This window comes from Acinetobacter sp. YH12145, assembly GCF_013418335.1.
Classification (GTDB): Bacteria; Pseudomonadota; Gammaproteobacteria; order Pseudomonadales; family Moraxellaceae; genus Acinetobacter; species Acinetobacter amyesii.
Window position 1 is genome coordinate 1 of the sequence record NZ_VPCE01000015.1, and the last position, 15,743, is coordinate 15,743.

Genomic DNA, 15,743 nt, shown 5'->3' on the forward strand with positions numbered 1-15,743 from the left:
ACGAAACCAATGTAAAAGGTGTATTTGCTGCCGGTGACTGTACAACAGTACCGTACAAACAAATCATCATTGCGACAGGTGAAGGCGCGAAAGCATCATTATCTGCTTTTGATTACATCATCCGTTCTGGTCAATAATTCAGTTTAGACAGAACAGCAAAAGCCAGTTTTCGAACTGGCTTTTTTTATGACTGAAAATTCATGCCTTGTTTCATTTATAAATTAGCAATAAAACAAATATTTAACTCTCTGACGCTTTTCACTTACACAATAATGAGCAAAACAAACCGTTTAAAACTTGTACAGTAGCTTATTTGCACATTAAGATAAAACAATCATCACGGATTGATGGTTGACAATAACAACAAGAATGTTGGTCAAATTCGACTAAATGGAGAAACGCAATGCACTATCAATATCACTGTGCTTGTTGCAATAAAGTATTGGCTTCAAGCGATAAAGAATGTTCCGAATGTGGCTCGCATAATATCCGTAGCCCATATGGCTTTTGGATATTTTGCATACTCAGTTGTTTGGCTGTTGCCATTCTATTTAAGAGTGTTCAAGTGTATTTGCAACAGCACGATACTGAAGCTACAACCCAACTCAACATCTTTGAAGTACTCAAGCAGGATGGTAAAAATTAAGCTTTCTTACAACAGCCAAATATAGCCCCATGAACAGGCTAGCAATGCCCAAATATTAGACAATCCGTATTTAAGCGCTATTATCCAGTTGCTTTAAAGTCATTCAAAGCGAGAAATTAAAATGATGAAAGCCTGAATGATTTCAGGCTTTTTTATGCGCTTGCATCGCCCTGCTTACTTATCTTCACGAGGAAAATTCTTTAAACTATGGCAATAGCAATGAGGTTCTAGACGATGGTGCAGTTAATCAAAAAAGGCGGTTTACGTGAACGCGCCAATCGTAGCCGATCATACAAAGGCTCTGAAAATACCGAAACCACCCTCAAACCGAACCGTTATCGTGATCATGCTGAAACTACCGATGTTGCACAAGATCCATCAAATACAGCACCATCCAAAGATCAAGATCAAACCAATCCAGAGCAATAGAACTTTGACATAAAAAAAGCCAAGTTTTAATACTTGGCTTTCGCTTTGCTGACAGCAATATGTTTGCAGCTATTGAAGATTGAACATTCTAATTGCGTCGAACCACAGCCAAATCGCAAAAATTAGAAATAGTGCCCCTGAAACCAGATCAATATAACTACCTGACCGTTGGTAGAGTGCTTTAATTTTAGGCAAAGACATAATCATCATAAACAGACTAAACACAATAAAGGTTTGAATCGGAATGATGACAGCAAGCTGTGCTTTGAGGTTACTACTGGCTGATGAACTCAACGCCAGTGAGAACACACTGCTAAAATAAATCAATGTTTTCGGATTGGCTAAATTTGTAAATAAACCTAATAAAAAATAATTTTCAGTTTTCTGCTGACTTAAGGCCTGCCCGTCTTCTAAATTGGCTGTTTGATTTAAACTTTTAAGCCCGCCACTAAACATTGCCCAGCCCATTTTCGCCAAGAAAAATCCACCAACGGCCATTAAAACTTGTTGTATCCATGGAAATTGCTCGACCAGAACCGTAAAGCCCAATAAGGTTAAAACGACCCACACCACAATCCCGACAGAGATCCCCGCAATAATTTTTAAGGTATTTGCACGGGTTGTTGATGCTGCACTTTTAGCAATTAATAATACGTCTGGACCTGGACTCAACTGCGCAACAAAATGTAGCGCACAGATGGTGAATAACAGTGACATGCAAGCTGATTCATTTGAATTAAAACGTGAAGATTATATCGCCTGTTCAATTTTTTTGTTGGCAACACAAGGTTTATTTTTAGGCCGTATCAAAATTTACGCAAAAAAAAGCCGAATACACATTCGGCCTTTCATACTGAGTTAATTATTTTTTATTGACATCTTTCAGTTCAATTTGTTTCGCATCTGGCGTCACTTCACGAGCTTCACCATCAATAACGGATGAATCACGACCTGATTGCTGATTTTGCATATCTTGCATTTGACGCATCATATCTGCAAATGGGTTCTGACCTTGAGCACCGCCCATGCCTTCCATATCGCCCATCATGCCACCCATCATTTTTTCCATCATGGCTTGCTGACGCTTCATCATTGTTTTCATCATGACTGTTTTCATGGCATTTTGTACAGGTGGAATCAAAATAAGTAATGCCATAATATCTGAGATTAGACCCGGTAACAGCAATAAGAAACCAGCCAAAATTTTTGGTAAATTTCCAGTTAAAGCTGGATCATTACTCATTTGACCTGCTTGCATTTGCTGCATTTGAGGCATCAGACCTGATGAATATTTACGGATAATATTCATCCCTATAAAGAAGGCCGCCAAGAACCAGAAAAAGACATACCACATGCTGCCGACGAGGTCGCCCACACCGATCCAGACAAACACTTCCAGGATCAAGCCTGCTAAAATCAGAAGAAATAATTTCATGAAAATTAAACAAATCTAAGTAAATTAATTTAAGGTGTTGCGTTCAACTGCTCAATCACTATCAAGCTTTTTTGACACGCTTATGTAACAATATGGGCATATTTTTATTTTTAAAGGGCAAATAGGCAAACATGTCATTAATTATCGGTATTGACCCTGGGTCTCGCCTAACTGGTTACGGCATCATCGAAAAGGATGGTTCTAAACTACGTTTTGTCGATGCTGGCACCATTCGTACCGAAACAACAGAAATGCCTGAACGCTTAAAACGTATCTTTGCTGGTATTGATCGTATCGTAAAGTTTCACGGGCCTACTGAAGCTGCGGTTGAACAAGTATTTATGGCTCAAAACCCTGACTCGGCCTTAAAATTAGGTCAAGCACGCGGTGCTGCCATTGCTGCTTTAACCAATTTAGATTTACAAGTCGCTGAATATACTGCACGTCAAATCAAACAATCTGTGGTCGGCTATGGTGCGGCAGACAAAGAACAAGTCCAAATGATGGTTATGCGCATACTAAACCTAAGCATCAAACCCCAGCAGGATGCAGCCGATGCTTTGGCTGCCGCAATTTGTCATGCGCATGCGTCTGGTAGTATGAGTAAAATGGCTGTACTGAATGCCTTAGGTGGTATGGCTCGTGGCCGAAGTCGTGTAAGCACTCGACGTCGATAAATATTCGTCAAATCATATAGCTCAGTAATTCAGACTGTTTTCAAAAGCCCACTCAATCTAGTGATCAAACTTAGCGAATCATTTTAAAACCGCTATAGTCTAATTCATACATTGGAATTTCTTGCTGATCGATTTTAGTCACGTCTGCTCGTAAAGGCCCCACCAGACTGTGTTTCAGTATTTTATGAATGGCGTCTTCAGTTCCAATAATCAGCGCTTCAACTTCGCCCGTCGCTAGATTTTTCACATAGCCATTTAAACCAAGTGCAACCGCTTGCTGTTCAAACCAACGACGATAACCAACACCCTGCACTTTACCTTGGATTCGCAATTTAACTGCATGCATTTTAGTCTTAATCTCCTGAATGATTGACCACATGATAAACCGCTTGGGCCATATTCTGTGCTTGTAAACCACGCATCCCAGACTTCGCCAATACATCACCTGCTAAAGCATGCAGGCTTACGATTTCATGCAGATGAATTTGCTGATGGAATTGTGCTTTTAAACTTGCAATCATCCCTGCAAGCACATCTCCCATACCGCCTGTACCCATTCCTGCATTACCTGCGGTGCAAATCCAAAGCTGATCTTCAAGTATTAAGCTACCTGCCCCTTTAAGCACCCATTGACCTTGAAATTTTTCTCTTAAATGGTGAATTGCTTGTACACGATCTGCTTCAACTTCAGCAATAGATAGACCCAATAATTTTGCAGCTTCACCCGGATGTGGCGTTGCATAGGTGCGTGCATTCAATTTTTCAGGCGTTTCTGCTAGAAACCACAAGGCATCTGCATCCAAAACAATTTCCAAGGTTGACTGCTGAATCAATGGAAACCATGACTGAAACTGCTGTTGTGCCCAATCGTCACGACCAAGCCCCATGCCAAAGCTAATCGCATCGACTTGATCGATCAGTTGCCGAATCGCTTCTGTAGTTAATGCATTGATATCGCGTAGCATAATATTCGGTGCGCGCGCCAAAATAGCGGTGTGATGTCGTGCATCACAAACAACCGTAACCTTACCTGCACCTGCATGGAATGCAGCCTCAGCAGCCATAATCACCGCCCCGCCCATTTCAGCATGGCCACCAACAACCAAAACATGGCCATAACTGCCTTTATGACCAAAAGCTTGACGTGCAGGTAAAGTGATTTTCTGTGGCGACAAATACGCAAGTGGCGCTAGCTCTGCATCAGTCGGTATACATGCCATCACCACAACTTCACCTGCATATTCCTTTGCTTGGCCTGTAAATAGCCCTGCTTTTAGACCCAATGCAGTAAAGGTATAATCGGCTTGAAATGCGATGGGTAAAGGCTGCCCTGTATTGGCATGTAAACCGCTTGGAATATCAATCGCAACTTTGAGTCCCGTGCATGCATTTAATCGTTGAATAATGGCTTGCCATTCGCTAGAAAGTTCACGATTGAGCCCTATACCAAATAATGCGTCGATATAAACGTCATAGTCACGCTGAAAATCAAAATGTGTATAGATCTTGAACTTGTGATCTATCGCTTCTTTTACAGCAGAATGTAAATCTTTCGATGCTCCAATTTCAGCGGCGTAAATATCGACTTGAAAGCCTGCTTGCTGTAGGTATTGCGCTGTAAGATATCCATCACCTGCGTTGTTGCCCTGCCCACAACATACAGCGATATTTTTTAAATTTTGCTGCTTTAACCTTGGAATGAGTTGCTGAGCAATCGACCATGCGACCTGCTGCATCAGACCATAACTGCTATTGTGCTGAGCAAACCAACGCTGCTCCCAAGCTTGAATACTTTGGCTAAGATAAACAGGGCTATGGTAAACTTGCAGACGCATTGTTTTTCCTTGTTATGATTATGGCCGCTTCAACTCCTGCACAAAAAATTCCTGTCGATCAATATGATCCAGAAACCCTAAAAGCATGGATTAAAGCACAAGCCTTAAATTTAGGTTTTTCTGATTGTGTCATCGCAAAGCCAGATGCTCAAGAGGAACTCCCTCGTTTTAAAGAATATTTAGAACGTGGTTATCACGGCGATATGAAATTCCTAGAGGAAAACCTTGAAAAACGTGCCAATCCCGCACTTTTAGTCCCCGGCACCCGCAGTATCATTTGTGTCCGCATGGACTATTTGGTCGAGACACCAAAACCACGTTATGTTCCAGATGAGCCAAACTCAGCCATCATTGCACGCTATGCACGAGGTCGTGACTACCACAAAGTCATGCGCGGTCGTCTAAAAACCTTGTCGAATATTATCCGTGAAAAAATCGGAGATTTTGAATCTAGACCCTTTGCCGACTCTGCACCAGTGTTTGAAAAATCCTTAGCTGAAAATGCAGGCATGGGCTGGACAGGCAAACACACCTTACTGATCCATAAAAAATCAGGCTCATTTTTTGTATTAGGTGAGCTGTTTACATCACTCGATTTGCCTTTTGATTCGCCGGCAACCAAACATTGTGGTTCATGCACAGCCTGTATTGATATCTGTCCAACTCAGGCCATCGTTGAGCCCTATATGTTAGATGCACGTAAATGCATTGCCTACTTAACCATCGAATACAAAGGCATCATTCCTGAAGAATTACGCCGTGGCATTGGTAACCGTGTGTTTGGCTGTGATGACTGTCAACTTATCTGTCCATGGAATAGCTTTGCGCATAAAACTCAAATTGAGGACTTTTATCCACGTCATGGCCTCGACCAAGTGAGTTTATTAGATCTTTGGCAATGGGATGAAGCCACTTTTTTAAGCTGTACTGAAGGCAGTCCTATCCGACGAACAGGCTATCAAAGCTTTATGCGAAATATCGCTATTGGCTTAGGCAATGCACCATACAGTTCAAATATTGTTCAATCATTAAAAAATTCTCGCGAAAAACATGACGCGATTGTGCAAGTTCATATTGATTGGGCAATTGCAGAACAAAACTCAAAAATGCCTTAAGGACTTTTATTCTCTATTTTCCAGATCCTTACAAAGTTTTCATTTAAGCTAAAACTTAGTGACGTAATCCAAGAAAATTAATTTTTTAGCTCAAAATAAACATTGCAGCGATTGTGCTGTCATTTAGCATAACTTTGCAAGCATCTTAAATATCAAAAGTTCTTTGAAAAAGTCATTTCAATGCATTTTAGCTAAATTGCAATATTACAAAATAGTCTTGGAAGTCTGCAAATTTTACGTATGATGATCTGCATTAGGCAGAAAATATGGATCATTTATGAGCTACCGAAATGACTGGACACATCCAGAAATACAAGAGTTGTATCAACAACCATTGATGGATTTATTATTCCAAGCACAGACCATTCACCGTGAATATTTCCAAGCCAATCATATTCAAGTCAGCACCTTACTTTCGATTAAAACCGGTAAGTGCCCTGAAGACTGTAAATATTGCTCTCAGTCTGCACATTATGACTCTGGATTAGAAGCTGAAAAACGTCTGGCTGTGGAAAAAGTCATCAATGAAGCGAAAGCTGCGCTTGCCTCAGGTTCTTCGCGTTTTTGTATGGGCGCTGCATGGCGCAATCCACATGAACGGGACATGCCCTATGTGCTAGAAATGGTGCGTGAAGTCAAAGCGCTGGGACTTGAAACCTGTATGACCCTTGGCATGCTGAATCAGTCTCAAGCAGAGCGCTTACATGAGGCGGGCTTAGATTATTACAACCATAACCTCGATACTTCTCGTGAGTATTATCCCAATGTCATTAGCACACGTAGCTATGATGACCGTTTAACGACGCTAGACTATGTGCGCCAATCTGGAATGAAAATCTGTAGCGGCGGAATTGTGGGCTTAGGTGAAAGCCGTGATGACCGTATCGCCTTTTTGATGGAGTTGGCAACGCTGCCGATTCATCCTGAATCCGTGCCGATTAATCTCCTTGTCCCTATTCAAGGTACCCCACTTGCAGAGGTTGAGAAACTTGATGTGATCGAATGGATTCGCACCATTGCAGTCGCACGGATCATTATGCCAAAAAGCTATATTCGACTCTCTGCAGGTCGTGAATCCCTGAGTGATTCAGAACAAGCTTTGGCATTTATGGCAGGTGCAAATTCACTCTTTTCTGGTGAAAAACTGCTGACCACGCCAAATGCAGGCGAAGGCAAAGATCAGCTTTTATTTAGCAAACTCGGTTTAGTGGCTGAACAGCCCAAACCAAATGCTGCACAGCTTTCAACTGATGCCATGCAAATGGCTTAAAACCCAAGCCCCGAACATCGGGGCTTAGTTTTATTGAATGATCAGTGGTAGGTTTCAATGTGCAATGCAAGAGATGGTGCGAATAAATGAATGGTTGAATCACCATGAGTATGGAAAATATATCGATTACTTCGCAAAGTTATGTGCTGTTATTAAAATTCCATAGCCTGCATTTAAATAATCCCCTTCACGAATGATGTCTTGACCATTAGCATGTTGAACCACCAATTGCTGCTGAATCGCATCATAATGAAAAGATTCAAAGCAATCTTGATGTTGTAATAACCATGCAATGGTATCTGCCATATTGGCATCGACGGTATAACGCTCGGCTTGAAAATCTTTACTCATATCTGCATGAAAACTGTGAATGTATTTCCATTTTAATGATTTCAATATTGACCGGCATTAAAAAAGTGAGCTTTCGCTCACTTTTTTTTCGGCTGAGACTCTGCATTACTTTGTCACACCGCACTTACGACATTCCTTGTGCGAACCGATTTCTTCCATTTGCTCGTATTCGTAAATATGCATGCAAAATAGTTTTCTGAATAATTGAAGCATGTTGTTAAAACTCCCGTTTATTTATTAATGTGCTTCTGAATATTTCGTCCTGAAATATTATGATCATGCCTAAACACGCCATAGCTAATTTATTAGCATATTTTTCCAATGAGTCAAATATCTTTACTTTAAAATGACACAATTTCGGATAATCGGTTATTTTTAATCCTTCCTTATATTCACCTGAGTTATAAGGATTTTTATTAATATCAACATCACAGATATAGATTAATTTTCAGCAAATTTCGCACAAAAAAACTCCCCCTTAGGAGAGTTTTTTCAAATAGATGATCACATGAGTAACGTTATTCACAAGCCCAGATTTAAACGTTCTGACTGGCAAACTTCGCACGTGCAGCATGCAATTTTTTATAGCTATCAATCAGACGTAAATGACGATCTAAACCTTCAAGTTGCATATTGGTTTCAGTTAAACCGTAGAAGCGAAGACTGCCATCCATTGAACCAATCACTGCATCCATACGTTCGTCACCAAACATACGACGGAAATTATGTTCATAGTCATTGAGATCTAAGTCATCGTCCAATTCAACTTCTAAAACTACATTCATGCATTGATAGAACAAACCACGTTCGACCGTATTGGTGTTGTATTGAAGGAAGGTTTCGACCAACTCTTTTGCTTCTTCAAATTCTTGTAAGGCAATATAGATCAGTAGTTTGAGCTCAAGAACCGTTAATTGGCCCCATACAGTATTGTCATCAAACTCAATCCCGATGAGCGTCACAATATCCGTGTAGTCATCCACTTCAAGCTCTTCTAAGCGCTCAACCAGTGACACTAACTCATCTTCATCTAGACGATGAATGTTTAAAATATCCTCACGGAAGTCCAAAGCTTTGTTGGTGTTATCCCAAACCAAGTCTTCAACCAAATACACTTCAGAATAACCCGGAACCAAAATACGACATGCCGTAGCACCTAGATGCTGGTAGACCGCCATATACGCTTCTTTGCCCATGTCTTCTAGAATCGCAAACATCGCTGCAGCTTCTTCCGCATTGGCATTTTCACCTTCTGCAGTGAAATCCCACTCTACAAAATCATAGTCTGATTGTGCGCTAAAGAATTTCCAAGACACCAAACCACTTGAGTCAATAAAGTGTTCTACAAAGTTATTTGGTTCAGTGACTGCATTTGAGCTAAACGTTGGTTTTGGTAGATCGTTTAGACCTTCAAAGCTACGGCCTTGTAGAAGCTCGGTTAAGCTACGCTCTAAAGCCACTTCGAGTTTAGGGTGCGCACCAAAAGATGCAAAAACCCCACCTGTACGTGGGTTCATTAAGGTTACGCACATCACTGGGTACTGACCACCAAGTGAAGCATCTTTTACCAATACAGGAAAACCTTGTTCTTCTAAGCCTTGAATACCTGCAACAATACTTGGATATTTGGCTAAAACCTCTTCTGGTACATCTGGTAGAGCCAATTCACCTTCTAAAATCTCACGTTTTACTGCGCGTTCAAAGATTTCAGATAAGCATTGAACCTGCGCTTCTGCCAAGGTATTCCCTGCACTCATCCCGTTTGACAAGTATAAATTTTCAATCAAGTTTGATGGGAAATACACTGTTTCACCATCTGACTGACGGACAAATGGAAGAGAGCAAATACCGCGTGCTATATTTCCTGAATTGGTGTCATATAGATGTGTACCTAATAACTCACCTTCTGGGTTATAAATTTCACGTGTGTAGTCATCCAAAATTTCGACAGGTAACTCGCCTTCTGGGCCAGGTTGGAACCATTTTTCATCTGGGTAATGCACAAAGTCAGCATTGGCAATCTCTTCACCCCAGAACTGGTCGTTATAGAAGAAGTTGCAATTGAGACGTTCAATAAATTCACCCAAAGCCGAAGCTAATGCGCTTTCTTTGGTTGAGCCTTTACCATTGGTAAAACACATTGGCGATTGTGCATCACGAATATGTAGAGACCAAACATTCGGCACGATGTTACGCCATGATGCAATTTCAATCTTCATGCCTAAACCAGCCAAAATACCTGACATATTGGCAATGGTTTCTTCCAATGGCAGATCTTTACCCGGAATAAACGTGGTACTGTCTGACGCTAAATTTGGCATAAGTAAAGCTTGTGCATCTGCATCAATGCTTTCTACTTCTTCAATGACAAATTCAGGACCAGTTTGAATGACTTTTTTAACCGTACAGCGGTCAATTGAACGCAAAATGCCTTGACGGTCTTTTTCTGAAATATCCGCAGGAAGTTCAACTTGAATTTTGAAAATTTGCTTGTAGCGGTTTTCAGGATCAACAATATTATTTTGTGATAAGCGAATATTATCTGTCGGAATGTCTCGCGCCGCACAATACACTTTTACAAAATACGCTGCACATAATGCTGACGACGCCAAAAAGTAATCGAATGGTCCGGGAGCAGAACCATCACCTTTATAGCGAATAGGTTGGTCGGCAATTACCGTGAAGTCATCAAATTTGGCTTCTTGTCGAAGGTTATCGAGATAATTAACCTTAATTTCCATGTGGGCACCTAAATATTCTTATGTGTCAGTGCAACACATAAAAATGAAAACATAAGCCGAATAACTGTAGGACATTGACTTAAAAATGTGAGGCCAGTACCAATCTAAGCGCTGTTGGGCACGGTACTGACAAGAATGGGCATTATTATAAGGTTATTTTGACTGTTTGATAACTTTTGTCGTGATTTACATCACGATAGGATTTGACACTTTGTGCATTTTGGTCGAATCCAAGCTCAACTGCTGCAACTACAGCCAATTTGTTGTGTTAGTGTGCAGCCGTGAAGAAAAAGGCTTGTCTTTTAAAAAAATCTTCGCTAGTATGCTTTGCGTCTGAACTTGTTGATAAATAACACATTCAGAATATAGGGCCTATAGCTCAGTTGGTTAGAGCAGCGGACTCATAATCCGTTGGTCCACAGTTCAAGTCTGTGTGGGCCCACCATATAAAACAACCCCTTACGTGCATTAATCGTGAGGGGTTTTTTTAATGTTAAAAACTAAATAAAGTCAGTCTAAGCCTTTAAAAGATATGGCAGATAACATATAGATACGTACAAAATTTCAAGCCAACTTGAGTAAGCCACGATTGGTTAATACGAGAAGTGGGTTTCAAAGAAATACATTCAAGAAAAATTTAAAAGCTTAAGTTCTAAATACCCATAAATTAAGTCACGATTTGTTATACTTAAAAAATATTATTTTATTCATTATAAGCAAATGTTTTTTGATTCATGATTTTTAGAGATACTACATATTTCGCATTTTAAAAGCGCAAATATTAAGACTCAACCTGTTCAGGCTTTCTTAAGTCCAAATAAAACTCAATAATTGACCAAATAACAATCAAAGCAAACATAGCAACAGCGAATAACACAGCAGTTAAATAAATCATGCTTGAGTTCTCCGTTAGAAAACGAGTTAAGACCAACAGGTTAAAAGTTTTAACCTACGACAAAAGTCTAATAAGAATTTCTGACGGTGCCTAGCCATATTTAGCAAATTTTTAAGAGTATTTTTATCTATGATGATAGCTTTGCTATATAAAATTTAACCGATTTATTGCTAAAAAATATAAGACTTCAGCCCTCTTTTTTAATCCGATTTGAAATATATGCACAATTCGGATTAAAGCTCACTTAAATGCTCTTGACTCATAGGACAAACAAGCAGAAATTACACCTTTTTAAAATCACTGTATCACCGACTATGTTGAAAAAGTTTATTGGCGAATCTGCATTTAAATTGGCAGGCTGGAAATACCACGTAGAACCTGATGTTTTAGAAAATAAACAAGTGATCGTCGGCTTTGAACACACCTCAATGATGGATGCTGTTCTTTCACTGGCCCTTTGCCAAATTTACGACATTAAAATTCACACGCTGATTAAAAAAGAACTCTTTAAAGGTCCATTTAAACCTGTTCTTGAAGCGATTGGCGGTATTCCTGTAGACCGTAAAGCCAATAAAGACATCGTGACTCAAATGGTTGAGCATTTTGAAGCTAGCGAAAAATTTAATTTAGTCATTGCTCCAGAAGCGACCCGTGCAGTACGTGGTGAAACACGAAAACCAATTCGTACAGGCTTTTGGTATATTGCTAAAGCAGCAGGTGTGCCGATTGTATTAATGTATGCCAACTCAAAAACCAAACAAGGTGGTATTTTTGGCAAGATTTACCCGACTGAGCTCGATCACGATTTAGCCTTAATCAAGCAGCTCTATAAAGATAAAGTAGGTTTAGATATCGTGATCCCTGAACCTAAAAATAAAGACTAAGCGCCATTCACGTTTTAACGAACTACGTATTTAAAGATATAAATGTCACGTGCTCCATGCATTGTACATTTATATCTTCCTGTTATATCAAGATAGAGCTCACCCTTTTAGCCCGATTCTCATCATAAGAAAAATTACAGTACGGGCGTTTAGACATTTCGCATTATTTTCTCAAATTTGGATATTTTTTTTTCAACTACTCAATTCATGAAATCCAGTACTTTCACACAAAAAAGCCATTATGGTAGAATTTGCTCAATTTGATAGGCATAAGGCCAATCTACAAGGAGCATATTTCGCATGGCGGGTCATTCCAAGTGGGCTAATACTAAGCATCGTAAAGCAAAACAAGATGCAAGCCGCGCTAAAGTATTCACAAAATTTATCCGTGAAATCGTGACAGCTGCACGCTTAGGCGGCGGTGATGTAGCGTCTAACCCACGTTTACGTGCTGTTGTTGAAAAAGCATTAGTTGCAAACATGACACGTGACACCATCAACCGTGCGATCCAACGTGGTGTGGGTGGTGAAGAAAATACCGATCTAAAAGAAGTAACCTACGAAGGATATGGCGTTGGTGGTGTTGCGGTCATCATTGAAACAATGACGGATAACTTGAACCGTACTGTTCCTGACGTTCGTCATTGCTTCTCGAAAACTGATGGTAATTTAGGTACTGCAGGTTCAGTGGCTTATATGTTTACTAAACGTGGTGAGATTACTTTTGAAGATGTTTCTTTAGAAGATCAAATCATGGACATCGCTTTAGAAGCTGGTGCTGAAGATATTGAAGTAGATGAAGATGAAATTCTAGTTATCACCACACCTGAAACTTTCGGTGAGGTTCAGGATGCACTTGCAGCAGCAGGTTTAAAATCTGATAACGCCGAAGTGGTCATGAACCCTTCAACTAAAGCGTTGATTTCAGATATCGAACAAGCGAAAAAAATCATCAAAATGATTGATATGTTTGAAGATCTAGACGACGTTCAAAACGTGTATACCAACGTTGAATTCACCGATGAAGTAATGGCTGAGTTAGAAGCTCTATAATTCAATCGACTGAAGTATAAAACGCACCCTTCGGTGCGTTTTTTATTGCCTAGCTTTCAACTGTTTGAGTTTATATATGAGGGCTGCATTTAAACCTTATTTAATAAGCCATTACAGTTAAAAACATTATATTGTTTAATTACAAAGCTCGAATGTAATGCGACCACATGTTCAATTTTACCAATGCGTTTGAGTAAAATTTCACTATAGTTTTCCATATCTCGTGCAACGACTTCCACAATAAAATCGGCAGACTGCCCTGTCACTAAAAATGCATTGATGACTTCCGGAATACTTTCTAATTCTTCTAAAAATTTAGCAAAGGTGTCTGTATCATGTTTGCTTAAGGACACCTGCAGCAGCACATGCAAACTAAATCCCAATTTTTGATAATTAATTTCACGTTTTAGACCACTGATAATATTGTGATCAATCAATTGTTTGATCCGACGATGAACTGAACTGACCGATAAATTCACCCGCTCTGACAGTTCATTTAAATTGACATCTTCATGGGTCAAAATTTCTAAAATTTGTTTATCAAAACGGTCTAGTTCCATCAGTCTACTCCAGCCATTTTTGAAAACAGTGCTGATGATCCCGATTCATCAAACACCTGTTGTCATTTTCAATGTTATTTTAAGTTTTAAAATCAGCATTTATGTGCAAGTTTTCTCATGTATAGCATGATTTATTAAAAATAATAAAGCTCATATGCATTATGAACATAATAATTTGCATAAATATCGTGTTTAAATGAATGTTTTTTCATCAAAGTTTAGTTTTTATATTCTAAATAACGTCTTTAGACAACCTACCAATAAAGCTTCTCGATGCATTCCATTGATCTGAATAAATCAATTTCAGATAAAAGGAAAATAAATTTTATTTTATATTTTTCAACTTTTTATTTTTACTATATTTTTCAATGTGCGCTCTATTTCACATTTTGCTTTTTTTCACTTATTTACTAGATTTGGTAATTACATTAAAAAATAGCGGCGGTTCATAAATATACAAAAAAACAAAAACGGAAGAATAAACATGGCAATTAAATCACTGAGTTCACTCAGCTCAAAATTAAGTTCTGTACTAAGTCCTTCCCTACAGCTCAGTACAATTAGCAGCACAGTCAGTAACCTACTTAGCCCGCTTAAACCTACAACCAATATCACGGATACGCTGACAGGATTATTGGGTAATTTAGGTGGCACAAAGTCTTTTGATTTTAGCGCACTGACTAAATCGCTTCCGCAAGTGATTAGCACGATTCAAAGTCTTACATCCAATAATGGTTCAAATTCGGATGCACTCAAGACATTGATGACAACTCTGCAACCACTCCTACAAAACTTAGGTAGCAACGCTGGCTCAACAGAGATGAATCAGTTGGTTCAATCTTTACCTACCATTGTCAACAGCTTGCAAAGTTTACTGAGTAGCACCAATAATCAAGGTAATCTTCCTGACAATATTAGCAATGCTGTAAATGCCATCAAACCATTGCTTGCTATGCTTGGAAGCGCAACAGGGTCAACGGATGCAACACAAATTATCAATACACTCAGCCAAGTTTTAGAATATACGCAACCTATTATTCAGATGATTGGGAGCTCGTCTTCTGGAAACATCGACTTTGGGCAAATTGCACAAGGTGCAACGACTGCCCTCCTACCTTTATTAGCTTCAATCAATAAAGACAACTCAACTATTGATATGGAACAGTTGAGTCATGCTTTACCGACAGTGATTGGAAGTGTGACCAATCTAGTGACCGCCATTTCATCAGCCAACCAAGGGAATGTCCCTGAGACCATTTCAGGGGTGATCAAAGGACTTAATCCGCTGTTAGATTTACTGGCAAAAAGCGATGTCATCGATACGGATCAGGCTCAAACCGTCAAAGCGATTTATGATGTATTAAATAGCTTGAGCACCATTTTGGATGTGGTCAACAATCCATCCTTACTGACGCTTTCAACTGATTTAAATCAAGTGATTAATTCGTTGAAACCAGTCATTGCTCTGATGGACAGTAATGGTGAAGCGACTCAGTTCCTCGATCAACTGACCATTCCAGATCTTGGCGATTTACTTGGCAATCTTGCTCCTGAAAAAATTGATCTTGGTTCTATCACGGATCAGTTCAATCAATTGACTGAAAACCTCACGGGCCAATTACCGAATATTAATGACCTATTGGAAAATTTAGGTTCTGCTCAAGGTGATTTTGATATCTCCACCATCATCCCAAGTATTAAGGATGCGCTAGGCAATATCTTCTACCCTGTTATGCCTCTGAATACTTTACAAGCCGATAGTATCAGTCCAGTGCTGAATAATTTGGATATTCAACAACAAAGCTATATTTAAGGATTGAAAGTCTTATAAAAAAAAGCGCGCTGTTAGGCG

Annotated in this window: 15 protein-coding genes, 1 tRNA gene and 1 pseudogene; 10 read left to right on the forward strand and 7 right to left on the reverse strand. The window is 39.5% G+C overall.

The features are described 5' to 3' along the window. The 3 genes and pseudogenes from FTU80_RS13950 to FTU80_RS13960 all read left to right on the forward strand — a co-directional run. Positions 1-137 (forward strand): annotated as a pseudogene (locus FTU80_RS13950) (pyridine nucleotide-disulfide oxidoreductase); the annotation flags it as partial. Between the two features lie 266 nt (positions 138-403). Next, positions 404-646: a hypothetical protein gene (locus FTU80_RS13955; protein ID WP_078192893.1), complete on the forward strand. Its 243-nt coding sequence runs from the start codon at positions 404-406 to the stop codon at positions 644-646. 234 nt (positions 647-880) lie between these two features. Beyond that, positions 881-1,075, forward strand: a complete 195-nt coding sequence (locus tag FTU80_RS13960; protein ID WP_111885752.1) for a hypothetical protein — start codon at positions 881-883, stop codon at positions 1,073-1,075. Between the two features lie 69 nt (positions 1,076-1,144). Here the strand turns inward: FTU80_RS13960 and FTU80_RS13965 are convergent, their stop codons facing one another. Both FTU80_RS13965 and FTU80_RS13970 read right to left on the reverse strand, forming a co-directional pair. Beyond that, on the reverse strand, positions 1,145-1,792 hold the full coding sequence (locus FTU80_RS13965) for a LysE family transporter (protein ID WP_180085717.1): 648 nt from the start codon (positions 1,790-1,792) through the stop codon (positions 1,145-1,147). A 145-nt stretch (positions 1,793-1,937) separates the two neighbouring features. Next, positions 1,938-2,510 carry an FxsA family protein gene (locus FTU80_RS13970; RefSeq protein ID WP_180085719.1) on the reverse strand — a complete coding sequence of 191 codons (573 nt, stop codon included), beginning with the start codon at positions 2,508-2,510 and terminating at the stop codon, positions 1,938-1,940. A 131-nt stretch (positions 2,511-2,641) separates the two neighbouring features. Between FTU80_RS13970 and ruvC the strand changes: the two genes are divergently transcribed. After that, complete coding sequence (gene ruvC / locus FTU80_RS13975; RefSeq protein ID WP_078189034.1) at positions 2,642-3,187, forward strand: crossover junction endodeoxyribonuclease RuvC; 546 nt, start codon at positions 2,642-2,644, stop codon at positions 3,185-3,187. A gap of 70 nt (positions 3,188-3,257) precedes the next feature. On the opposite strand, the gene FTU80_RS13980 is transcribed toward ruvC, so the two are convergent. After that, on the reverse strand, positions 3,258-3,533 hold the full coding sequence (locus FTU80_RS13980) for an acylphosphatase (RefSeq protein WP_180085720.1): 276 nt from the start codon (positions 3,531-3,533) through the stop codon (positions 3,258-3,260). 7 nt (positions 3,534-3,540) lie between these two features. Continuing rightward, positions 3,541-5,022: an NAD(P)H-hydrate dehydratase gene (locus FTU80_RS13985; RefSeq protein WP_180085721.1), complete on the reverse strand. Its 1,482-nt coding sequence runs from the start codon at positions 5,020-5,022 to the stop codon at positions 3,541-3,543. Between the two features lie 20 nt (positions 5,023-5,042). Between FTU80_RS13985 and queG the strand changes: the two genes are divergently transcribed. Further along, positions 5,043-6,137, forward strand: a complete 1,095-nt coding sequence (gene queG / locus FTU80_RS13990; RefSeq protein ID WP_180085722.1) for a tRNA epoxyqueuosine(34) reductase QueG — start codon at positions 5,043-5,045, stop codon at positions 6,135-6,137. 277 nt (positions 6,138-6,414) lie between these two features. After that, the gene (gene bioB, locus FTU80_RS13995; protein WP_168379635.1) at positions 6,415-7,407 is read left to right on the forward strand and encodes a biotin synthase BioB; all 993 of its coding nucleotides are present in this window, start codon (positions 6,415-6,417) and stop codon (positions 7,405-7,407) included. Between the two features lie 126 nt (positions 7,408-7,533). On the opposite strand, the gene FTU80_RS14000 is transcribed toward bioB, so the two are convergent. Together FTU80_RS14000 and FTU80_RS14005 are read right to left on the reverse strand one after the other, a co-directional pair. Continuing rightward, positions 7,534-7,758, reverse strand: a complete 225-nt coding sequence (locus tag FTU80_RS14000) for a hypothetical protein (RefSeq protein WP_078192886.1) — start codon at positions 7,756-7,758, stop codon at positions 7,534-7,536. A 536-nt stretch (positions 7,759-8,294) separates the two neighbouring features. Beyond that, positions 8,295-10,499, reverse strand: coding sequence for an OsmC domain/YcaO domain-containing protein (locus FTU80_RS14005; RefSeq protein WP_180085723.1), 2,205 nt, complete (start codon positions 10,497-10,499; stop codon positions 8,295-8,297). A gap of 368 nt (positions 10,500-10,867) precedes the next feature. On the opposite strand from FTU80_RS14005, the gene FTU80_RS14010 reads away from it, so the two are divergent. The 3 genes from FTU80_RS14010 (at position 10,868) to FTU80_RS14020 (ending at position 13,331) form a co-directional block, all read left to right on the forward strand. Further along, a tRNA-Ile gene (locus tag FTU80_RS14010) sits at positions 10,868-10,944 on the forward strand. 764 nt (positions 10,945-11,708) lie between these two features. Then, positions 11,709-12,278: a 1-acyl-sn-glycerol-3-phosphate acyltransferase gene (locus tag FTU80_RS14015; protein ID WP_078194352.1), complete on the forward strand. Its 570-nt coding sequence runs from the start codon at positions 11,709-11,711 to the stop codon at positions 12,276-12,278. A 300-nt stretch (positions 12,279-12,578) separates the two neighbouring features. Next, positions 12,579-13,331, forward strand: coding sequence for a YebC/PmpR family DNA-binding transcriptional regulator (locus FTU80_RS14020; RefSeq protein WP_078194353.1), 753 nt, complete (start codon positions 12,579-12,581; stop codon positions 13,329-13,331). A gap of 89 nt (positions 13,332-13,420) precedes the next feature. Here the strand turns inward: FTU80_RS14020 and FTU80_RS14025 are convergent, their stop codons facing one another. After that, a complete protein-coding gene (locus FTU80_RS14025; protein WP_067763303.1) occupies positions 13,421-13,891 on the reverse strand; it encodes an Lrp/AsnC family transcriptional regulator in 471 nt (156 codons plus the stop codon). Between the two features lie 484 nt (positions 13,892-14,375). Here FTU80_RS14025 and FTU80_RS14030 point away from each other — a divergent pair, with 484 nt between their 5' ends. Beyond that, positions 14,376-15,704 carry a hypothetical protein gene (locus FTU80_RS14030; RefSeq protein ID WP_180085724.1) on the forward strand — a complete coding sequence of 443 codons (1,329 nt, stop codon included), beginning with the start codon at positions 14,376-14,378 and terminating at the stop codon, positions 15,702-15,704. Positions 15,705-15,743: the final 39 nt, after the last annotated feature.